Annotated in this window: 20 protein-coding genes; 14 read left to right on the top strand and 6 right to left on the bottom strand. The window is 43.3% G+C overall.

Annotated features, from left to right (window positions below; translation table 11 throughout):
- Nucleotides 1-23: 23 nt before the first annotated feature.
- Nucleotides 24-1,403 carry an MFS transporter gene (locus OCV77_RS14170; RefSeq protein ID WP_262575646.1) on the bottom strand — a complete coding sequence of 460 codons (1,380 nt, stop codon included), beginning with the start codon at nucleotides 1,401-1,403 and terminating at the stop codon, nucleotides 24-26.
- Complete coding sequence (locus OCV77_RS14165) at nucleotides 1,382-3,838, bottom strand: glycoside hydrolase family 2 TIM barrel-domain containing protein (protein WP_262575645.1); 2,457 nt, start codon at nucleotides 3,836-3,838, stop codon at nucleotides 1,382-1,384. Before OCV77_RS14165 ends, OCV77_RS14170 begins: the two co-directional genes overlap by 22 nt.
- A 153-nt stretch (nucleotides 3,839-3,991) precedes the next feature.
- On the opposite strand from OCV77_RS14165, the gene OCV77_RS14160 reads away from it, so the two are divergent.
- Both OCV77_RS14160 and OCV77_RS14155 read left to right on the top strand, forming a co-directional pair.
- The gene (locus OCV77_RS14160) at nucleotides 3,992-5,092 is read left to right on the top strand and encodes a helix-turn-helix transcriptional regulator (RefSeq protein ID WP_262575644.1); all 1,101 of its coding nucleotides are present in this window, start codon (nucleotides 3,992-3,994) and stop codon (nucleotides 5,090-5,092) included.
- A gap of 123 nt (nucleotides 5,093-5,215) precedes the next feature.
- Nucleotides 5,216-5,422, top strand: a complete 207-nt coding sequence (locus OCV77_RS14155; RefSeq protein ID WP_262575643.1) for a type II toxin-antitoxin system Y4mF family antitoxin — start codon at nucleotides 5,216-5,218, stop codon at nucleotides 5,420-5,422.
- A 68-nt stretch (nucleotides 5,423-5,490) separates the two neighbouring features.
- On the opposite strand, the gene OCV77_RS14150 is transcribed toward OCV77_RS14155, so the two are convergent.
- Entirely contained in the window at nucleotides 5,491-6,285 is a 795-nt protein-coding gene (locus tag OCV77_RS14150; protein ID WP_262575642.1) for a Cof-type HAD-IIB family hydrolase, read from the bottom strand.
- Between the two features lie 185 nt (nucleotides 6,286-6,470).
- Between OCV77_RS14150 and OCV77_RS14145 the strand changes: the two genes are divergently transcribed.
- From OCV77_RS14145 to OCV77_RS14120, 6 genes are all read left to right on the top strand, one after another.
- Entirely contained in the window at nucleotides 6,471-7,448 is a 978-nt protein-coding gene (locus tag OCV77_RS14145) for a LacI family DNA-binding transcriptional regulator (protein WP_262575641.1), read from the top strand.
- Nucleotides 7,449-7,719: 271 nt separating this feature from the next.
- Entirely contained in the window at nucleotides 7,720-9,057 is a 1,338-nt protein-coding gene (locus OCV77_RS14140; protein ID WP_262575640.1) for an ABC transporter substrate-binding protein, read from the top strand.
- Nucleotides 9,058-9,150: 93 nt separating this feature from the next.
- Entirely contained in the window at nucleotides 9,151-10,029 is an 879-nt protein-coding gene (locus tag OCV77_RS14135) for a carbohydrate ABC transporter permease (protein ID WP_262575639.1), read from the top strand.
- The gene (locus OCV77_RS14130) at nucleotides 10,022-10,858 is read left to right on the top strand and encodes a carbohydrate ABC transporter permease (RefSeq protein ID WP_262575637.1); all 837 of its coding nucleotides are present in this window, start codon (nucleotides 10,022-10,024) and stop codon (nucleotides 10,856-10,858) included. Before OCV77_RS14135 ends, OCV77_RS14130 begins: the two co-directional genes overlap by 8 nt.
- Nucleotides 10,859-10,867: 9 nt before the next feature.
- Nucleotides 10,868-11,728, top strand: a complete 861-nt coding sequence (locus OCV77_RS14125) for an alpha/beta hydrolase (protein ID WP_147371184.1) — start codon at nucleotides 10,868-10,870, stop codon at nucleotides 11,726-11,728.
- A gap of 1 nt (nucleotide 11,729) precedes the next feature.
- Nucleotides 11,730-13,244, top strand: coding sequence for a glycoside hydrolase family 32 protein (locus OCV77_RS14120; protein WP_262575635.1), 1,515 nt, complete (start codon nucleotides 11,730-11,732; stop codon nucleotides 13,242-13,244).
- Here OCV77_RS14120 and fliB read toward each other — a convergent pair.
- Entirely contained in the window at nucleotides 13,239-14,402 is a 1,164-nt protein-coding gene (fliB, locus tag OCV77_RS14115) for a flagellin lysine-N-methylase (protein ID WP_262575634.1), read from the bottom strand. The genes OCV77_RS14120 and fliB overlap by 6 nt on opposite strands.
- 231 nt (nucleotides 14,403-14,633) lie before the next feature.
- Here fliB and OCV77_RS14110 point away from each other — a divergent pair, with 231 nt between their 5' ends.
- Nucleotides 14,634-14,909 carry a helix-turn-helix domain-containing protein gene (locus OCV77_RS14110; RefSeq protein ID WP_262575663.1) on the top strand — a complete coding sequence of 92 codons (276 nt, stop codon included), beginning with the start codon at nucleotides 14,634-14,636 and terminating at the stop codon, nucleotides 14,907-14,909.
- Nucleotides 14,899-16,029, top strand: coding sequence for a type II toxin-antitoxin system HipA family toxin (locus tag OCV77_RS14105; protein WP_262575632.1), 1,131 nt, complete (start codon nucleotides 14,899-14,901; stop codon nucleotides 16,027-16,029). Before OCV77_RS14110 ends, OCV77_RS14105 begins: the two co-directional genes overlap by 11 nt.
- 40 nt (nucleotides 16,030-16,069) lie before the next feature.
- On the opposite strand, the gene OCV77_RS14100 is transcribed toward OCV77_RS14105, so the two are convergent.
- Entirely contained in the window at nucleotides 16,070-17,848 is a 1,779-nt protein-coding gene (locus tag OCV77_RS14100; protein ID WP_262575631.1) for a diguanylate cyclase domain-containing protein, read from the bottom strand.
- 213 nt (nucleotides 17,849-18,061) lie between these two features.
- Here OCV77_RS14100 and OCV77_RS14095 point away from each other — a divergent pair, with 213 nt between their 5' ends.
- The 3 genes from OCV77_RS14095 to spoVT all read left to right on the top strand — a co-directional run bounded on the left by OCV77_RS14095 (nucleotide 18,062) and on the right by spoVT (nucleotide 19,940).
- On the top strand, nucleotides 18,062-18,496 hold the full coding sequence (locus OCV77_RS14095; protein ID WP_262575630.1) for a MarR family winged helix-turn-helix transcriptional regulator: 435 nt from the start codon (nucleotides 18,062-18,064) through the stop codon (nucleotides 18,494-18,496).
- A gap of 1 nt (nucleotide 18,497) precedes the next feature.
- Nucleotides 18,498-19,277, top strand: coding sequence for a sulfite exporter TauE/SafE family protein (locus OCV77_RS14090; RefSeq protein ID WP_262575629.1), 780 nt, complete (start codon nucleotides 18,498-18,500; stop codon nucleotides 19,275-19,277).
- Between the two features lie 117 nt (nucleotides 19,278-19,394).
- Nucleotides 19,395-19,940 (top strand): stage V sporulation protein T, encoded by a 546-nt coding sequence (spoVT, locus tag OCV77_RS14085; protein WP_317246642.1) that lies wholly within the window; start codon nucleotides 19,395-19,397, stop codon nucleotides 19,938-19,940.
- A 37-nt stretch (nucleotides 19,941-19,977) separates the two neighbouring features.
- Here the strand turns inward: spoVT and OCV77_RS14080 are convergent, their stop codons facing one another.
- On the bottom strand, nucleotides 19,978-20,586 hold the full coding sequence (locus OCV77_RS14080) for a cysteine peptidase family C39 domain-containing protein (RefSeq protein ID WP_262575627.1): 609 nt from the start codon (nucleotides 20,584-20,586) through the stop codon (nucleotides 19,978-19,980).
- Between the two features lie 164 nt (nucleotides 20,587-20,750).
- On the opposite strand from OCV77_RS14080, the gene OCV77_RS14075 reads away from it, so the two are divergent.
- Nucleotides 20,751-22,433, top strand: coding sequence for an ABC transporter substrate-binding protein (locus tag OCV77_RS14075; RefSeq protein WP_262575626.1), 1,683 nt, complete (start codon nucleotides 20,751-20,753; stop codon nucleotides 22,431-22,433).
- Nucleotides 22,434-22,441: the final 8 nt, after the last annotated feature.

Here is a 22,441-nt window from a genome sequence, read left to right as displayed (position 1 = left end):
TCTTTTAGCAGGATAGGTTTATCTTATAATGCCGTCTTTTCTTTTCTCTTTTGAAGTTCATCCATAACAACAGGTCGTTCTTCATCATAACGATATACGCATTTGACAAGAATCATTTCCAGTACGAGAAGGATAGCGGGACCCCAGGCAAACAGAAAGGCGATGGCATTGTTGGTTGACGCACTCTGAACAGCATTTGCAACAAAGCCTGTCAGAGAAAGTACCCATCCAACCATGGCTCCGGCAAGACCGGTAGAAAGCTTGTTAGCGCATGTAAGAACGGAAGATCCCATTCCTTCAATTCGCTTGTTAGTAAGGTATTCACCATAATCTACAGCATCCGCAGGAAGAGTATTGTTGGACACGGCAATGGGACCGAGAGTAATACCTGCTAAAACGGTTCCGAAAGTAAGAAGAGGAATATTTCCAGTAATGGCAGCCAGACCTCTGACCGCATAGCTGAGAATCTGTCCGGTAGCACCAATGTAGAGGCTCTTCTTTTTGCCCCATTTTCTGATACATGGTTCTCCAAGGAACATAACGCTGAATACCATAGGAACCAAGTTAAAAAGGTTCAGGCTTGTTGTAAGCATTTCATTGTTCATTGCATATTTGTAAAAATATGTCTGAGAACCGGAATTTAAGTTATTGGACAGATTGATCAGGAAGTTTGTGATCAGAGTGAAAATAAAATACTTGTTTTGAACAAACAGCTTTAAGCCTGTCCAGAAACTTATTTTTTCTCTGACACCGGTACCGACTGTTTCCTCTACTGATTTAATATGCTCATGAGATAATGCAAAGGAGAGCAGAACACCAATAGAAGTAATAGTACCGAAGATAGCAAAAGCACCACGCCAGGCACTGATATCTCCACCAAGTGCATTAATAAGAGGAAAGGCAACTGAGCAGCCGATCATGGAACCACCAAGGCCAAATAAAACAGAGTATTTTGCCAGCTTTGCACGTTCTATGGGATTCTGCGTCATAAGCGCCATCAGAGCACTTTTGGCAACATTTACCATAGTATATAAAATGGACATGAATAAGTTATAGGTCAGAAAAGCATATATCATCTGGGTGGTTGAAGAAGCATTTTCAGGAACCCAGGTAAGCAGGGCAACTGACAGGCCGATCGGAATACCAAGCCAGAGGAGCCAGGGTCTTGCTTTTCCCCATTTTGTCTTGGTTCTGTCTACAATATTTCCTGCTATTAAGTCAGAAATACCATCAAAGATACGTGAGATCAGGAACATGGTTCCTACAGCACCGGCAGCCATTCCTATATTGTCGGTATAAAACATCATCAGGAAAGCACCAATAATAGCATTTGCGGCGCCTGGTAATTCACCGATACCAAAACTGAATCGTTCAGCGAGCGTTAATTTATCTTCTCGTTCCATAAGTCATCCTCCTTTATTATAAGCTCATTTGTAATCTTATTTTCAGAAATAAGTGTAACTTTCACAGGATCAGGGCCTGTCTGTTTCAGGATTAAAAGGGCACGCCCTTCAAAAGTCATACACTGCGTGGTTTGGTAAGGAATAGTGTTTCTGGGATCCCCATTTCCAAGAGCCAGTATCTCAGCATTTTCACAGGTGACGGAGATCATCTGGTCCTGATCTGGGACACATCTGTTATCTTCATCCGAATAGCTGATATCTATATAAATTAAATGATCCTGTATGAGAATTTCAGGAGATAGAATATATTTTACTCCTTTTTTGGTGGTACACAGCATATGGCGACCAATTTCTACATTATTTTCATAAGACACTGCTTCCAGAGTGCCGGGAGCATAAGTGGTCTGATACAGAACCCGGTATCCGGTGTTAATTCCGGCAGGCTTCAGGCCAAGGGACTGTCCATTGCGGAACAGTTCAACAGAATCTCCGGCGGAAAAAACTTCGATGATAACAGGTTTTTCTTCATATCCAGACCAGTTCCAGTTTGCAGAGGAATCACTTAAAATCCAGGGAGAAGGAAGCATCTCTTCTCCAAAATGGGAAGGATTCTGTACAGCTATATAAGGAGCCGTGCGTCTGTGAAAGATAATTTCCCTTAAGTAGGACATAGGACGGCGAAAACCGGTAAGGTCAATGTCTCCACAGTAGGAGATCTGACAGGGATATTCTGCACCCATGCCACCAGTACCAGGGGCATAACCGGGAATACCGATACCGGCTTCACCAATGTAATCCCAGCCTGTCCATGTAAAATCGCCAATTACATTAGGCAGTGATTCCGTCAGACGCCAGTTCCTGGCTATTGTGGGAGGATAAGTTTCGCTTCCGACAATAAGCCGCATAGGTCTTTCTTCGAGATCCTTAGGATAGCGGTTTGCCATATAATTGTATCCGACAATATCAAGGTATGGATCCAGGTTATCCAGACAGTCGGAGATAATGGGGTGTAAAACAATTTTGTCTACGTGCTTATCCACTTTGGCAAGAAAATCATTTACGGTATCATTATCCCTCTCAAACGCAGGAAGCGCTGCTTCTACATCAGCCACGATCTGATGCAGCTTGTTTCCAACACCGAAAAATCCATTGACTGCAAGTGTGGTAAAGCGTGTCTGATCCAGCTCCTTTGTTTTTTTTGCAAGTCTGCTGCAAAGCTTTTCGCCATAGGCAGTGCCAATTTCCGGGATTTCATTGCCAATGGAATACATGATCACACAGGGGTGGTTATAGTCTTTCTTTACCATGGACGTCAGATCTTTTTCCCACCAGTCGTGAAAATAGAGAGCATAATCAAAATCATTTTTGCTCCTGGTCCACATATCAGAAAATTCATCCATAACATAAAGACCGAGTTCATCACAGGCCCTCAGCATGGCTGGTGCCATAGGATTATGCGCCATACGGATCGCATTGAATCCGGCCTGTTTCAGTCGTCTGATCTGGCGATATTGCACGTCTTCGTAAGTAGCAGCACCAAGAAATCCGCTGTCATGGTGCAGACACGCACCACGGAGCTTGATGGTTTTTCCGTTAACCTGCAGCCCATGAACAGGATCAAGAGCAAGAGAACGGATACCAAAGCTGGTGGTTTCAGAATCTATAAGGGCAGAGTCTTCATATAGTTCTGTGCTGCAGCAGTAAAGAACAGGATTTTCGTCATCCCATAAATCAGGATTGGTAATCAGAGCCTGCTGAATGGCATGTCTTTTTTCTCCGGCAGAGAGATGCAGGATGGAATGGGTATGAAATTTTTCAACACCATTTTTATCTCTGATCACAGATTTCACACATACATTTTTAGGATGTGCAGTATCATTTTCCACCTGCAGATCAATTTCGAGGGAAGCATAAGAAGGATCTGCTGTTTTACAGGTGATCCGGGTTTCGTCAGGTGCCAGATGAAGTTTTGAGGCTTCCAGATAGTAAACATCTCTGTATATGCCGCTGCCACTGTACCAGCGGCTGTTAGTCATGGCCTCTGTTTTGGCAGAAACACGGATTTCGTTTTCCTGTCCGTAAATAAGATAATCATCTGCTTTTACATAAAAAGTCGAGTAACCATTGGGGCATTGTGCAGCAAGCTGATTGTTGATGTATACCATGGCATTCATGTACACCCCTTCAAATTTGAACAGGATCGTTTTATAAAGGGCTTCAGACGGAACAAAGAAGCGCTTGGCATAGCAATAGTTTCCGCCATCATGGTAACCGGTACATCCTTTGTTTTTACTGTCGGGTGTTGCCGGCTTCTGGATCATGGCATCATGGGGAAGAGAGATGGGGACTGCCTTTTCCGGAATATCCCAGAGAAGGGCAAAGCTGTCTTTGTCTTCCCAGAACAGCCAGTTGTCATTCCATTTTTCTTTTCGCATAATTGGTTTTCTCCTTTCGTGTGATCATCATACTATCAGACGAGGAGAAATACATTGAAAAAGTAGTGGTGATTTCGACAAAATCAGTGATGCATGTTCTGAGAAAATGTATTGTATGATATGATAAAAACGGAAAGCAGGGAGGAATGAGGTATGATAAAACGACATTATATGTATGTAAAGGATATTCAGAAGTATCTTTCGCAGTATTATGAAAAGTATGGGAAAAAGATAACTTTTGCAGAAGCAGTTGTGCAGATGGAAAAGTATAAAACAGATCAGAAAGGATTAATTTATCCAGATTATGCAGAGTGGGATGGCACAGATTTTGAAAGCCTGAAAAAAATACATGATATGATGCCGGTCGATATTACTTATTTTCTGAATCATCCCAAAGATTATCAGTCACTGATATCAGAAAAAACAGATGCATTTGCACAGAGAGATGTTGATATTATCATGCCCTTTTTTTATGAAGCAATCAAGATACATCAGCATGATTTCTTTGAAATAGCATATCTGCTTTCCGGAACGGGAATTTTGCATTTTGAAAAGGAGAAAAAGGTACTGGAAGCAGGGGATTTTTGCATTATTTCGCCTTATACAGATCATGATGTGGAGTTGGACAGGGATACTGTTTTATTGGATGTCCTGATTCGAAAAAGTACATTTGAACATTCATTTTATAATGTTTTGCAAGGAGACAGTATACTTGCTTCCTTTTTTGGAAACTGTCTTTACCTGCCATCACATAATTATCTTTTGATGAACTGCGTGCCAAACAGGAGGATCACCAATACGATCAGAAATATGCTGATAGAATCGATTTCTATGCGGCCGTACACAAATGAGATCGAAAATTTATATTTAAGCCTTCTGCTGGCAGAAGTATTAAGAAGTCATACAAGGGTTTCTTCCTGCTATCAGACTGAAATTGGGTCAAATATACCAATATCCCTGATTCTGACATATATAAAAAGCAATTATAGAAACATAACGCTGGGTGCTGTGGCAGAGTTTTTCGGATATGATACGGCTTATCTTGGCAAGATGATCAAGATGTATACCAATATGTATTACAATGAAATCGTAAATAAATGTAAGATCGATCAGGCAGTCAGGTTGTTGAAAAATTCAGATTATTCTCTGCAGATAATAGGAGAGCAGGTTGGGTTTAACAGTTATGATCATTTCAGCAGGACCTTTAAGAAAGTAATGGGGGTATCGCCAAAAAATTATAGAAAGCAGCATTAAGACTTTGAAACTGATATATCTTATCGGGTATAAAAATGCACTTGATATAATTATTATACCTGATGAGGTATATTTATGTCATAAATGTTTGAAATTATACCTGATATGGTATAATATAAAATCATGAGCAGAATTGGTGATTATGTAAAACAGGAAAGAAAAAAACTGGGATTAACGCAGGAAGAATTTGCCATGAGAACAGGACTGGGGCTCCGGTTTGTCCGTGATCTGGAGCAGGGGAAGGAAACTGTGCGTATGGACAAGGTGAATCAGGCGCTGGCACTGTTTGACTGTGAAGCGGTACCTGGACGGAAGGAGCGTAGAATATAAAGGCTGATCACACAAAGAACAGAAATTCTCTGCTGATCAGCCTCCACTGTCAGTTAGTAAACTGCCGTCTACAGGAACCGCTTCAGCATCTGCAGGACACCGTTCTCCCAGTAGGGCGGGCAGATCTCCTTGGCTGCAGCCCGCACTTCCTCACGGCTGTTGGAAACAGCAAAACTTAAGCCGGCATTTTCCAGCATCTCGATATCATTCAGGTTGTCGCCGAAGGTACAGGTTTCTTCCGGGAGGATTCCCAGATATTCCTGCAGATGGGAAAGAGCTGTCCACTTGCTGACACCAAGCGGATTGCAGTCTACCCATTCTTTGCCTGAAGGAGCAAGAAGTGATTTGTCCTTCCATGCCGGTGTGAAAAGTGGTGCACATTTTTCTTCACAGGCAGAAGAGTGATAAACCGTGAACTTGATCACATCTGCCGGTGAATAATCGATCAGGTCCTTCACGGCACAGATATTATAACCATAGGAATCTCTCAGCCAGCGGAACATCTGGCTGTTTTCATTTTCAGCGTAACCTATGTCTGGCGTAGAGATATAGCAGTCACAGTCCGGCAGATCCTCGTGGACCATCTCACACATGCCTTTCCAGACATTATCCGGCATAGTGGAAACCTGCAGGATTTCCTTTGGTGTTCTGACGACAGTACCACCATCTGTGATATAAAGCAGATCATCACGGACAGGGGCGAACAGCTTCTGCTCACTGACAAACTGCCGCCCGGAGCAGACAGCGATGTGGATCCCCTTTCTGATTAATTTGTCAACGACTGTCATATATTCAGGATCAATCTGCAGGGTACCATCTTTCACAAGAGTACCGTCGATATCAGTAGCAATCAATTTGATCATAATCATTTCCTCACATGAAATTCCAGTATTTTCTGTTTGTGATTATTTTAACTATCTTCTCTGGCGAAAGCAATAGATAAAATATAAATTATTAATGCAGAAGTCCATATTTGATTTTGCTGACTTTTTGGAGGTTATCTGCTACAATGATGAAGAAGTCGCAATAATGAACAGGAGTACATGGTATGGCAGGGATCCGTGATGTTGCTAAACTGGCACATGTTTCGACCAGTACAGTATCTTTGGTATTAAATAAAAGTGGGTATGTATCGGACAAAACCCGTGAAAAAGTAGAAGCGGCAATGCAGGAATTAAATTATATTCCGAATGAGCTGGCAAGGAATCTGTATCACAGCAAGACAAATATTGTTGGTCTGATCCTGCCGGATATTGCGCATCCTTTCTTTGGTTCATTTGCCAAGTATGCGGAAATGGAGCTGTATAAAGAGGGCTATAAAACCATGCTCTGCAGTACGGTTCATGAAGAAAATGGTGAGAAAGAATATATTGATATGCTGAACCGCCAGATGATGGACGGGATCATTATGGGAACGCATTCTCTGGATATAGAGGATTATAATAGAGTTGTGAGGCCGATTGTCAGTCTGGACCGCTACATTAACGAATCTATTCCGATCGTCATGTCTGACCATGAAAAGGGCGGAACACTTGCCGCAGAAGAACTGCTGCGCTGCGGATGCAAAAAGGTATTACAGATCATGGGAAGCAGAAATGTAAATACACCGGCCCATCTTCATCATTATGCCTTTGAAAAGAAGCTTCTGGAGGCAGGAGTTACTGTGTGTACAGAAGAAGCGCCATGGAACAGGTGGAGCTTTGATGAGTTTTATTCCTTTGTTCAGAAAATCTATTCAGCATATCCTGATATTGATGCTGTATACGGGTCAGATCTGATCGCAGTTGCCTATCTGAAAGAGGCGAGGATGCAGGGACGGCAGATACCTGAGGAATTAAAGATCATAGCATATGATGGCACAGATGTGACCAGAATGGGAGCCGTTACGATTACCTCTGTCTATCAGGATGTCCAGCAGCTTGCCAGGGAAGCAGTAAAACTTCTTATTGAAAGAATTAAAGGAATAGAAAATCCAGATGACAGAAGAATACTGGATGTCTGCCTGAGAAAAGGAGAAACTACATAAAATAATAGTAATGGAAAATCACGAATCCTATTGACAACAGAGAAACATATGTTGTATGATATGTACATATCGAACGGGTTCGATATGAAAAAGTCAAACATGTTGCTGAAATGTAATTCTCTCTTATAAAATTTTGGATCTTAATAGTCCGGGATTTTATAAAAGGGAAATATTTTAACAGAAGAATCGAACCGGTTTGATACAGAACGAAACAGTTTATCAAAAGGCCATTTGATGAAACAAAATGATCACACAAGAAAAGAGGGAAAGTATGAAAAAGAAAATTATAAGTATGATACTTGCATCAGTAATGGTATTTACGACTCTCTGTGGATGCGGAAGCGGTCAGGGACAGAATACGGAAAGTGGAGAAACAACGGAAGTGGCAAGTGAAGCTGCATCGGGACAGGCCTCCTCTGATGAGCAGATTGTTCTTTCCGTATCAGTAATGGCTAATGAAGAAGAAAAGAAAATTTTTGAAAATGCGATCAACAGATTTGAAACCAGTCATCCGAACTGTAAGGTAGATGCAAGCTATACATCCGGAAGTACATGGGGTGAATATTGTGATAAGCTTCTGATCCAGATCGGCTCCGGTCAGGCACCGGATGTTGTCCATGTAGCGATTGAGGGAACTCAGATGCTTGTAAAAAATAATGTGTTGCTTCCTTTGGATGATCTGATTGCGGCTGATCCTGAAGGACAGGCTATGATGGATGATTTTGTGGATTCGACAACAGATGTATTTACGATAGATGGGAACTTGTATGAGCTTCCTACTGACTGTAATGATGCAGTTGTACATGTGAATACCAAGATGTTTCAGGAGGCTGGAATTGAAATCCCGTATGATGGATGGACATGGGATGAATTCAGAAGCATTGCAAAGCAGTTGACAACCGGAGAAGGAGACTCCAAGGTGTATGGATTTGGCACATCACTGTCCCCTGCATGGCTTGCGGGCTGGTTTATGTCAAATGGAAGTGATTACATTAATGACGACTGGACAGATTCCAATCTTTCTGATCCCAAGGCAACGGAAACCGTTGAATTTCTTAATAGCCTTGTTAATGAGGATAAGAGTATGCCGGTTCCGGAAACAACAACCGATGCGACCAGCCTCTTTGCAGCAGGGCGTGTTGCCATGATCGCAACAGGAATCTGGCCCTTCCCGAGCTATAAGGCAAATGGATTTGAAGATGTAGATGTTGTGCCCATGCCCACAAATAGTGAAGATGCCAAAGTTGGATTTGGTGTAGGCGGTGTGGGAATTTACAGTAAATCTGAGCACCCACAGGAAGCATATGAATTAATGAAAGAGCTGACTTCGGTAGAAACAGGAAAAGAAAAGTGCGCAAGTGGCACCTGCGTTCCTGTAAGATATTCATTAAGTGAGGATGAGGGTTATTTATCCCAGTGTCCGAATGCAAAGCTGTTTTTTGAATCACTGGAGGGCGGAAAAGCACTTCCTTCTCCTATGAATTATTCTGATCTCGAAAGAATTACCAACTCCATGTTCAGTGCTGTATTCTCAGGCGCAAGTTCTGTTCAGGATGCGGTAACAAATGCAGATACAGAACTGAAGCAGTCGTTTGCGGATCTGAAGTAGTCTGATGGTCTGATTCTGAAGGATCCCGCTATGATATTTACAGAGGCGGGATCCCTCAGAGCAAAGCTGCGCTGGAAATGAAAGAGGAAATTTATGAAGAAGAAAAAAGAAAATCTGACAGGGTATTTATTTATACTTCCTGCAATCATATTGTTTCTGTTTTTTGTTTTGATCCCTGTCATAGCAATGGTATGTCTGGGTTTTACAAAATATAATCTGTTTTCTGTACCACAATGGACAGGATTTTCCAATTTTGCCAAGATATTCACGGATGGAAGACTTTGGACAGTTACAAAAAACACTATTTTTCTAGCTTTTTTCTCTGTCATTTTAAATATAGTAGTAGGCCTTTTCCTGGCGCTATTGATTGCTAATAAAAGGAGTCCGGTATTTAACTATCTGGTCAGGCTGTTTTATTTTTTCCCGCTCATCGTTGCACCGGTATATATTGCGGTTATCTGGTCAAATATCCTGTCTGCAGATGGTGGATTGCTTAATTACTATATTCAAAAAATCGGGTTTGAAGCTGTGGGCTGGCTGACAGATCGTAAGGTGGCTTTAAAAACAATTATTGGAATTGAGGTATGGAGGCTGACAGGATTTGCCATGCTGACCTTCATAGCGGGGATCAAGAATATATCAAAGGACTACTTCGAAGCGGCTTCCCTGGATGGAGCCGGAGTTGTACAGACAGCCTTTTATATCACGATACCGCAGTTAACCCCAACGATTCTTCTGAATCTGATCATGTATGTGATCACAGAGCTGAAAACATTTGATATTCCTATGCTCATGACAAAGGGAGAGCCGATGGATGGAACACGTACCATTGCCATGTATATTTATGAAACAGCTTTCCAAAAGCAGGATATGGGATATGCGTGTGCAATATCACTGTTTTTTGTGGTTGGTATTATGATACTTACATGTGTTCAGTTTATAACAAGTAACAGGTGGGTGCATTATGATTAAATTGAAAAAGAAAATATCCAATTTCATAATTTCGTTTCTGGTACTGCTTGGTGGAATTGTTGTATTTATTCCGTTTATGTATATGTTTTCCTCATCTATGCGCACACCGGCAGAAGCGTTCAAACTGCCACCTGCCATTTTGCCGGAACGCTTCATGATTGAGAATTATATCCAGTTGTTCAGATCAGATCTGCCGTTTGCAGGGATGTTCCTTAACAGTGCAATTGTTACGGGAGTTACGATCACAGCACAGATTATTATCTGCTCTATGGCAGCCTATGCATTTGCAAAGATCAAGTTTGCAGGCAGTAATTTCTGGTTTATGGCATTTCTGATGTCGATGATGATTCCGGTGCAGGCAACGATCATTCCCGTCTATATTATGATGAGTAAGCTGAATCTGATTAATACATTAAGCTCTATTATTCTGATTTCTGTGTTTAATGCATTCGGAATATTTCTGATGAGACAGTCAATCGCTTCTGTTCCGGATGCAATCATTGAGGCGGCTAAGATTGATGGAGCCGGTCATTTCAGAACGTGCTGGCAGATCGTGATCCCAATGGTGAAAAGTACGATTGTTACACTGATCATTCTGAATTTTAATTCCATATGGAATGATTACTTTATTCCCTATGTATTTGTAAGCAAATGGGAAAAGATGACAGTACCGCTGGGTGTGGCGGCAATGAAGGGTTATATGGGATCCGGTAATAAATCTGTGGTACTTGCCGGGGTAACAGTAGCGTTGCTGCCTATTTTAGTTGTATTTCTGATAGGACAAAAATATATCGTTGAAGGATTGACATCATCTTCGGTGAAGGGTTAGGTGAAAAATATGTATACAAACACGATAAATCTGTGGGAAGGCAGAGAAGATGTGACATTAACTTCCTATTGCATGGAAAAGAACGATGAAATTATCGGATGTGACCGGAGACCTGCTGTAATTATCCTGCCGGGTGGCGGATATGCGGGATTTACGGAAAGAGAAGGAGAGGCGGTAGCACTTCGCTTTATGGCAGCTGGTTATCAGTCCTTTGTGCTTCATTATTCTGTCTGTGAAAAAGCTGCATTTCCCGGGGCACTTTATGATCTGGCACAGGCAATGTGCTTTCTTCATCAGAATGCAGAAAGGCTGTGTATCAATGAGAAAAGGATTGTTGTGTGCGGATTTTCCGCAGGCGGAAATCTTGCTGCATCACTTGGCGTGATGTGGAATCAGGAATTTATGAAAGAAAAGTTTCAGGTACCGGCAGAGTGGCTGAAGCCGGCTGCAATGGTCCTGGGTTATGCTGTTACGAATTTCGGCTTTGAAAATCATAGTGTGCTGAATCAGGAACAGGCTGAAATGATGATAAACTGTAACCGGTACATAACGGGAAAAGAGCAGCCAGAGAAAGAGGACTATGAAAAAATAAATCTTCTGCGGTTTGTTTCATCAGATACACCACCGGCTTTTCTGTTCCATTTATGTGCAGATCCGGTAGTGCCAGTGGATAATTCGCTGCAGTTTGCAAGCAGGCTTGCTGCCTTTGATGTCCCGTTTGTGCTGGAAATAGGTGAAGATACCTGGCATGGTGTTTCATCACTGAAAGCAGAGGATGCCAATCTTGGCTTTTTTAAAGAGGAATACGCAGGATGGTTTGACAGGGCGATCAGCTGGCTTAAGAAAAAATTATTTGTGGAGAATGCGTAGAATGAAATCTTTTATTGTTGAGAAAAAATACATTCTTTTCCCAATAAGCATGGATGCACCATGTAAAATGGTTACAGTCTGTTCAGAAGGTGAAAAGATATTTGAGTTTGATATTCCTGTTGAAAATGGCAATTCTCCATATCGGTTTCAATATTATGCGCCCTTAAACGTAGAAAAATGGAAGGGGCAGGAAATGACGATAGAAGTGGAGGAAGCGCTGGATTTTCTGGAGGCGGTAGGATTTTCGGATGACAGAGTGAATACCGTGCAGCATAAACCACAGATCCATTTTTCGCCGGAATCCGGTTGGATAAATGATCCAAATGGTCTTATATATGCGAATGACCGGTACCATCTGTTTTTCCAGTACAATCCATTTCAGAATCAGTGGGGAAATTTATGCTGGGGACATGCTGTCAGCAGGGATCTGCTGCACTGGGAGCAGTTGGATACGGCTATGTTCCCTGATGAGAATGGATCTATGTTTTCCGGGTGTGGCATTATAAATGAACGGGGGCTGCTGGAGCTGCCGGATTCTGCTCTTCTGTTTTTCTACACTATGGCAGGTGGAAAAACGAAATGGAGTGAAAGGAAAAAGTTCACACAGAATCTTGCTTATAGTCTGGATGAGGGGAATACGCTGAAGAAGGTGAATCCGCCAGTCATAGAGCATATTGCTGATGAAAACCGGGATCCCAAGGTTTACTGGCATGAGAAAAGTCAGGCATATTATATGGTTCTGTTTCTGGAAGGAAACCAGTTTGGTATTTTCCGTTCTGAAAATCTGCAGAGCTGGGTGTGTACACAGACCCTGGAGCTGGATAAGGCCTGGGAATGCCCGGATCTAAGAGAGATACCTGTTGAGGGCGGTGGATCAAAGTGGGTATTCTGGAGTGCTGATGGGTTTTATTTCCTCGGTGAGTTTGATGGATTTCAGTTTATGACAGACGGAATCAGGAGAGAAGCTTATCAGACGACAGTCCCTTATGCGGCGCAGACGTTCTTTGGAACGGAGGATGTTATTACGATACCATGGCTCCGGACGCAGAATAATGGAAAGTATTACAGGGGAGTAATGGGGCTTCCGAGAAAACTGACATTAGTACAGCTTGGAGGAGAGCTGCGGCTCCGGATGATGCCGGTAGAAAGCTTCCTGAATGCGAGAGAGCTTGTCCGCGTGGACAATACCTGCGAACTGAAATATACACCGGAGGACTTCCGGGCAACACAGATACAGTTATTGGGAGCCGGTGGGATAAGCTATGCAGCTGAAGTGAATGATAATGAGATTCAGTTTGATGCAGAAACAGGCATCCTGACAATAAATGGAGAACAGGCATTTATGGGTAGGAATGTACATGAAATGAGTATACTTATAGATGCTGAAATCTGTGAAGTAACAACGGAAAATGGATTATATTATGGAATATTTGAATTAAAGCCGTCCTGTAATATTCAGGAATGGAGAATCTGCTCAAAAGAAATGCTCAGTATAAAAGTGATGGAAATTTCATAGACTGCTCCCCATAATAAATGCCAGATATCCAAAATCCCATAGAAGGGATTCAAAGCTGTTTTCCAGATACTCATAAATATCCTCTTCCTCGTATCCGGTCATTCGGGTAAGGATGACAAGGGTCTGTCTTACAGATTCATAGGAAAGGGTTCCTGCGCTTTCTGACAGATATGTCAGAAATAAAGCCTGCCGGATAGCAGCATACTGGATGGCAGTCCACTGCAGACGAATCAGCATGTGTTCTGTACTGGTGTCATCAGGCGCAAGCAGATCGGAATACATTTCATTTGCCAGAAAGCTGCGAAGCAGTGGATAAAAAGCTTCAAGCTGCAGACAGAAGGCATCCCATTTGGAAAGAAGAAGGTCTTCTGCCATTTCACTGAGCTGTTCTGCCTGTGTGATCAGCGGCTCCAGATATTCTTCATACAGTCCTTCCTCCAGGTAATTGACAGCCAGATCCTGCAGCAGTTCATTGCATTCCCAAATGGTGTCTGTCACAGAAACAGGAAGATCATAAATCGCATTTTGCAGTTCTGACAGTGTGGATGGTGTGAAGCAGTCCTCGATCACGGCGTCAGTAAGGGACTGCCCCTTTTCTTCCTTACGGTATAATTCCTGCAGGATATAGAAGCTCTGCATCAGTGGAAGAGAAGGATCAGGCAGCCGGATGGAATCTCCCTGCACCAGAGCCGTTATTTTTTCACGAAGCAGAAATGCAGGATTTAGGCTGACAGAAGAAACCTTCGGGAAGGTTAGATGTTTTTTCTGCTGCCACAGGTCGATTACAGCCGGACAGCATGGCATCAGGGAAGCTTCTCTGTGATCAGAAAAATCATGATATTCCCTTGGAAAAGTGGTACAGGTCTCAGAAAGAATATCAGCATTATAAGTAAGTACCAGGCTGCACAGCAGATTTTTCGTAAGAAAAGGGCAGCGGTGATCATCAGTCAGACGGATCACCCGTTGTCCTTCTTTTTTTTCTGTAAAGGAATTGAGATTCTTTTTATGACCGCCGGCAGATTCCGGAGGTGTAAGTGTTTTCCATTTTTCTTTTGTAAGATCATCTACATAAATCTTCCATTCCTGACAGCAGGTAAGGGGACAGTTGTCCGCTGTGCAGATGAATTCTGAATAATAATCCGGATAAAATGTTTCCATAAGAACCTCAAATCAAAGAAAAATCATTCATCACAGTAAGGATGACAGTAAATCTGGTCTGCTATGCACATTGTAGCATGTTTTCCCAGAAATGGGAAAGAAATAAGGAAAAGAATACTGGACGGCGAACTCCTTTTGACGTAAGATAGAAGTAGATAAAATATTATCTAAAATCATGTATTATAAACAAAAGTAGATAAAATATTATCTATAGGAGAAACTATGAATGAGCTGAACGAACTGGTATGGGAAACAGCAGAGGAACTGGATAAAAAATTAGCTGAAAGGATCCGCAGGATCAGAAAGAGGCGTTCTATATCCCAGCAGGAACTGGCGGTTATGAGCGGCGTAAGCTATGGCTCCATTAAACGGTTTGAAGGAAGCGGGCAGATATCGCTGCTTTCCCTGACAAAGATTGCCATGGCACTGGAGCTGACAGATGAATTTAGGGATCTCTTTGCACAGGTGCCATACAGGAGTATAGAGGAGGTTATTCATGAAGGATGACAGAAGCAGGATTCTTTCTGTGAAGTACGGGGACAGAAAGGTGGGAACACTGGCATTGACACCGGATCATAAGGCAGCCTTTGCTTATGATGAAGCATGGATCGAAAATGGTTTTTCCATCAGTCCTTTTTCCCTTCCTTTAAAAAAGCAGGTATTTATACCGGCAAAGGATCATTTTGATGGATTATTTGGTGTGTTTGCGGACAGTCTTCCGGATGCATGGGGACAGCTGCTTTTAAACCGCATGCTGAGAAAATATGGAAAAGATCCGGGTGAAATGTCTGTACTTGATCGTCTTGCCATCGTGGGAAACTCGGGGATGGGGGCGCTTACCTTTGAGCCAGAAAAGTACTTTCCTGCTGAAGCGGGCAGGGATAGGCTGGATGAACTGGCACTGGAATGCCGTAAAATTTTAAATACAGAATATTCGGATAAACTGGACGAGCTGTATTATCTTGGAGGAACCAGCGGCGGAGCAAGACCAAAGATTCTGACAGAAATAGATGGGGAATCATGGATCATTAAATTTCCATCCTATACAGATGGCCCGGATGCTGGGAAAATGGAATATGATTATGCCTGCTGCGCAAAAGCGTGTGGAATTGATATGAGTGAATACAGGCTGTTTCCATCAGATATCTGCAAAGGATATTTTGGAACGAAACGGTTTGACAGGAGTAGAACTGGTACGAAAAAGATTCATATGCTGACGGCAGCAGCTCTTCTGGAGCTTGATTTCAAAGAACCAAGCCTTGATTATCACAGTCTGATGAAACTGACGAAAATACTGACCAGAGACCGGAAAGAGGATGTGGAGAATCTTTACCGCCGGATGTGTTTTAATGTGTTTGCCCATAACAGGGATGATCATTCCAAAAACTTTGCCTATCTCTATCAGGAGTCTGCCAGATTGTGGCGGCTTTCTCCGGCATATGATCTGACTTTCAGTAACACATATTATGGGGAACATACAACAACTATCGATGGAAATGGAAAAGATCCGGGACTTTCAGAATTGATCGCTGTAGGAACTGGCGCGGGGATGAGCCGCCAGACCTGTAGGAGAATAGCAGAAGAAATCAGAGAGTGTGTTTATGAAAAACTGGGGGAATACCTGTAAAGGTATTCCCCCAGTGGCTTGTGCTTCCGGCAGTACACGATCAATTATTATAATGTGTATCCAAAAGTGCACAGTCCATGATCAGTACATAAAATATAGTTCCAAAGTAAGTATTCTCAACAATGCGCCCATGATCCAGAACCGGATGGCAGGAGCCGTCCTTTTTGACAAAATGGAACTGGACATAATCATTGGGTCCGTTTGCCTTAGAATGGATCTGATCCCAAATGCTTTTTTCCACTAAAGCCTGTTCATCCGGACGGATCAGACCTCGGAAGCTGTGACCGGAGTAGGCGAGGAATTCATCCATATCCTTGCAGCCGGCGTAACGGATCAGCTCCTGGTTGGCATACAGAATGTGGTCATCCTGAGGGTCTGCCTTGTAGATCAGAAATGCACCGGGAAGATTTTGGGAAATATCCCTGAGTGCAAAGCCGAGACGGAGGCGTTTTTGCGAATGAAACCCCTGCCGGTAGGGCAGACAGCTATGCTTGCCGCGAAGCTTTACCTCGTAAAGAGCCATATCTGCATTTTTGAGGAGTACAGAAGGATCTGTGCTGTCCTTTGGGTATCCGGCATATCCAAGGGAAATGTGGAAAGGGTGGTCGATGCCGTTATATTTGAAGGATTTTGGTATGAATGTAAAGGCTTCTATGCGGCTGGCAGAATCCTGACAGGTGGTACCGGTAAGGATAACAGAAAATTCATCGCCGCCACTTCGGCAGAGGATGGCATTTTCAGGAAAAGCTCTCTGCAGGCTTCCTGCAAGCTCCTGTAAGGCAAGATCACCGGCTGTGTGGCCATAAATATCATTGATAAATTTGAAGTCATCAATATCCAGCTGTATTCCGACACAGGGAGCTTCAGGATGTGCTTTCAGAACACGCGTCCATGCTTCGTCAAAGCCATGACGGTTCAGAAGCCCTGTAAGTGGATCGGTGACAGAAAGTGCTTTCAGTGTTTCGTGGCGTTCCTTCAGGACCAAAATGGCATATGTGAGACTTGAAAGAAGCAGATTGATAAAAAATCCACATAAAAAAAGGATCGGGAACTGACTGCCGCTGTTCCAGCCGTCAGAGGGCATTACCTCCAGCTTATAGGAGCAGCAGCCAACCTTAAAGCAGTAGATGGCAGGATCTGTCAGTACAGCACCGGAGGAATAAACTTCCGTATACTCCGGTGTCAGGGGGGAAACTGTTTTGGAAAGACGGTATTCATAACCGAAATTTGTCAGTGCCTGGGCGGAATCGGCAAAAATATCAGGGACACGGATAATGGCTATTGTAAAACCCCAGAAATATTTTTCACCGTTGCTGTCCTTCAGATAGACCGGATTTTGAATTGCGATACCGGTACCGCCCTGCGGCAGGGGAAAGGGTCCCAGCATGACCGTAAGGTCATTGTCTCTCCCATATCGGGAAATCTCCCCTCCTTTTTCGTCATGGATCAGGTCGATCTTAACGGCCTCGTTGCCTGCTTCCGGATAGATATCGGTTACAACACCGTTTGGAGCAAGCTGTATGCTCTGGATGGAACTGGTCATGAAACTTGCAGCTACATGATGGAAGTTACGGATTTGATCACCTTCGCTGATCAGGATCCCCTGCAGGGAATCTGTGACAGCAATTCCCTGAGCCAGCTCACTGGTTATGTGCTCTGCATAGGTCATGGCATTCAATTCTGCCAGGGTACGGACGTGAGCCTGATTGTCAACAAATTCGTTATAGAGTATGCAGGAAAGTATAATGCTGAAGATGAGAAAAACAAGAAGGGGCAATAACCAGTTCTGTGTTCTTATTTTTTTATCTGAAGGTGTCATGAGGTATCTCCTGGAAATCATTTTTAGCAAAACAGCAATCATTATAGCAGACTGAATAACGGAAGTAAAGATATGTAAGACAGTGTGTAAAACAATTTTAACAAAAAATAACTTGACTGCTGTTCTGAATAACATATAATAGTTCAAAGATGGATAATTCAAAAATGAATAAAATTCGTCATAAGAAAAGACGGTACAGAAAGAGGGAAGAGGATGGATATCAGCATAGAATTTGTAAGAAAAATAGGAACGGCCTACAGCAGCGCCTGTAAGCCTCTTTGCCAGAGGTGGAGGATTCCGCAGACGGCATTTGATATTCTCATGTTTCTGGTAAACAACCCACAGTACAAAACAGCCAGGGATATTGTGGAGATCCGGAAGATCAAGGCGAATCTGGTCTCCGTGAATGTGGACAGGCTTGTGACAGAAGGATATCTGGAGAGAAAAGCTATAGAGGGGGATCGGAGAAAGCTTCAGCTTGTCTGTACAAGTAAGGCAGAGCCACTGACTGAAGAGGGAAGGAAGCTGCAGCAGGACTTCCTGGAGCGTTTATTTGTCAATACAAGGGAAGAAGATAAAAAAGGCTTCCTGGCTGTCATGCAGATCATGGAGCAGAATCTTGATGATTTACTGAAGGGAGAGAAGTAAGATGGAATTATTATTAACAGTCGTTGTTACCTTTTTTGCAGGAATGGGTGCCGGTCTTGGTACAGGCTTCGCAGGAATGAGTGCGGCAGCAGTGATCAGCCCGATGCTGATCACCTTTTTGCACATGGATCCTTATATGGCGGTGGGGATCGCACTGTCTTCTGATGTACTGGCAAGTGCTGTGTCAGCTTACACCTACGGTAAAAACAAAAATCTGGATATCAAAAATGGTCTGATCATGATGGTGAGCGTTCTCGTATTTACAGTAGTAGGAAGCTATATCTCCAGCCTGGTGCCTTCCACAACCATGGGGAATTTCTCTGTGTTTATGACATTTCTTCTTGGCATCAAGTTCATTGTGAAGCCCGTTATGACGACTAAGGAAGCCATGCAGGGAGTAGCTGTAGGAAAGAGGGCACGGCAGTCAGTCATCTGTGGAATTGCGATTGGCTTTATCTGTGGCTTTATAGGAGCTGGCGGCGGTATGATGATGCTTCTTATCCTTACAAGTGTTCTTGGCTATGAACTGAAGACCGCAGTAGGGACGAGCGTATTTATTATGGCCTTTACCGCATTTACCGGTGCTGCTTCCCACTTTGCGATCGGCGGCATGCCTGATATCACTGTTTTTGTCCTATGTGTCATATTTACTCTGGTATGGGCAAGGATTGCAGCAGTGATCGCTAATAAGGCAGCACCGAAGACACTGAACCGGATGACAGGTGTGATCCTTGTGATGCTTGGAATCGTGGTAATGCTGTTTTCCATGCTGACGAGATAGAGCTTTGACAGGATTGGTTATTACAGGAATAAAAATGTATAATTCCCTTCGATTTCCACATACTACCCATACAGTACAAATATGGAAAGTGATTGGAAAACAGGAGGACATTTATATATGAAGGCTACAGGAATTGTCAGGCGTATCGATGATCTTGGCAGAATCGTTATCCCTAAGGAAATCAGAAGAACACTGCGGATCCGGGAAAGTGACCCGCTTGAGATATTTACCGACAGGGAAGGAGAAATCATCCTGAAGAAATATTCACCCATCGGTGAAATGAATACCTTTGCAAGGCAGTATGCGGAAAGCCTGTGTCAGGTATCCGGACATGTGGCTGTTATTACGGACAGGGATCAGATCATAGCGGTATCTGGTGGGTTCAAAACGATTCTGGGCAAGGATCTGAGCCGGGAGCTTGAGGATAAACTGGAGCATAGGGAAACGTTGGTGGCATCCAGAAATGAGAAAGGCTTTATCCCGTTGATCCAGGAGGATATGGAGGAATTCTGCTCAGAAGTGATCAGTCCCATTATCTGTGAGGGGGATGTGATCGGTGCTGTGATATTGATCACTGCCAACGAAAGAGTAAGGATGGGTGAAGTAGAAAGAAAACTGGTCCAGTCTGCTTCCGGATTTCTTGGGAAGCAGATGGATCAGTAAAGCAATTCAGAAGCATTTTGAAGATCAAATGAATAAATTACCGGGCTGCCGTGTTGAACATGATCAGTGCTTTCCGTTCAAGGGGGTCACCCATTTCATAGAAGCCCTTTCCTGTGCCGTTCAGACGGGAAAGGGCTACCTTACGGTTGGCCTTCTTTGGCTGGTCAAAAATAAAAGTAATTCCTTCTGTATGATATTCAGCATCAAATTCCGGATGTCCCGGCTCCTCGTAAAATGGGTCAAACAGCAGAAGACAGTCATCTTCGACACCGGTTGCAAGTACATAGTGTGGTACCTCCAGATAAAGACGCAAGGCAACGGCACCGCCTTTTTCAAGAGCATCCAGAACAGGGCTTCCTTCCTTCAGCGCGACATTATCGCCGGAAACGGTGTGGCAGGAAATCGGGAAATTGTGCATCTGGCCAAAGCGTGTCAGCCAGTCCGCCATAAATTCCATACAGGCAGGAGAGGTGCCGTATTTGCAGGGTTCTCCCTGGTCATTGTAGCTGTCCATACCATAGATCATGACCCCTTTGATCATATCCGGATAGATTTCTTCTCTTTCGAATAAATATCGGATTCCGTTTGTAACGGAAACAGGTGCACAATCATATTCAGATGACTGATAATTTAATAAGTTTTTCATATAAAATGCCTATGTACCTTTTTAAAGAAGTATAGTAAAATAAAAAACTGCAAACCACAAGTTCTATTTTAAGCACATCTATTGACTTTTGTAAAGTGCATAAGTATAATTAAGCCACTATCTATATAAGAATACTAGGAAATGGATAGAGACAGGAGGAGAATATGAAAAAGTTTCATGCAAAATCAGGAAACAAAGTACTGGCACTGGTGCTGACAGCAGCTATGGTATTAGGTCTTGCTGGCTGTGGAAGCACAGAAATGCCTGCCGGGAGCGCAGATGATGCAACAGTAGAAGGAACATCAGAAGCAGGAGCTGCAGGAGAAGCAGCTTCCGGAGAAAAGATCGTTAATATCGGAGTGACGGACTCCCTGGGAAGCATCAATCCCTTTGTTATCGATCAGACATTTATTAATAAGTATGCAGTGGATCTGGAGTTCCTTCCGTTAGTTGACTTTGCAGAGGATCTGAGCTTTGAGTATCTGCTGGCAGATTCCATTACCACAGAGGATAACAAAAATTTCATTGTTCATATCAATGAAGATGCTGTATGGTCAGACGGTACGCCGATCACCTCTGATGATGTGACCTATTCCTTCCTTCGTCTGGCAAGTCCGCTGGTAGCCAATGCAACTCTGGTTTATGGAGTGTTTGAAGGCGTAGATTCCGAGACAGGATTTGTAGAGGAAGGAGCTACAGAGGTTTCCGGTGTGACTGCTGTTGATGAAAAGACAGTACAGTTTACAACCAAGGAGCCTATGAGCATGATCACCTTTATGAGCTCATATGCAGCATATTTCCATACCATGCCAAAGAGCGTTATTGAGAATATTGCTGAAGGCGAGCTGACTACAAGTGACTGGTTCAATCATCCTGATGTTGTCAGTGGTCCTTATATGGTAACTGATTATGATACTAACCATTACATTTCTTATGTAGCCAATGAAAACTACTGGAAGGGAGCACCGAAGATTGGCAAGATGAACTTCAAGATCCTTGATGCCAGCCAGGTATACTCCAGTCTGCAGTCCGGCGAAATTGATGTTACAAGCCACACCATGACCAATATCCCGCAGGAAGACAATGACAGCATTGATGCTCTTGAGAATGTGAATGTTGTTTATGGTTCTCCTGTAACCAACCAGTCTGTATTTATCCAGACAAAGAACATTCCAGATGCCAGAGTACGTCAGGCGCTTGTATATGCGATTGACAGACAGAAGATCGTAGATGATCTGCTGAAGGGACATGGCGAAGTGATCGATGGCTTTGTATCATCTGCAAGTCCTTACTTCGATGACAGTATTACACCGATTTCCTATGATCCTGAAAAGGCAAAAGAGCTTCTTGCAGAAGCTGGCTGGGATGGCTCACAGACACTGCGTTTCTTTGTAAATTCCGGTGATGGCACCTTCGTGAATGCAGCGCAGGTAATGGCAGCACAGTGGGCACAGGTTGGGATCAAGGTAGAGGTACAGACAGTTGACCTTGCTACACTGATGAGCATGGCAGGCGGCACTGATTATGATCTGTTTGCAGTACAGTACACTTATCCGCCGATCGATCCTTCCGTAGATATCGCATGGCTTCTTGGTGGAGAGGACAGCTGGACCGGTTACAGCAATTCCGCAATTGATGATGCACTGGCACAGGTTGGCTCCACAGATGACAAGGCAAGTCTTAAAGATCTGTACTCCATCATTGACAAGCAGACACAGGAAGATGTACCGATGTTTTCTGCTTATGTGATCAGTGCACAGGGCGCAGTGAACAAGAGACTGACCAATGTACATGCCAATGTATATGGACTTTTCAACAATATCCAGGAATGGGATATCGTTGAATAAGCGTTAAA

Origin of the sequence: Suilimivivens aceti (assembly GCF_025567405.1) — a bacterium.
GTDB classification, from domain to species: domain Bacteria; phylum Bacillota; class Clostridia; order Lachnospirales; family Lachnospiraceae; genus Suilimivivens; species Suilimivivens aceti.
This window is presented reverse-complemented; position numbering and strand designations above follow the sequence as displayed.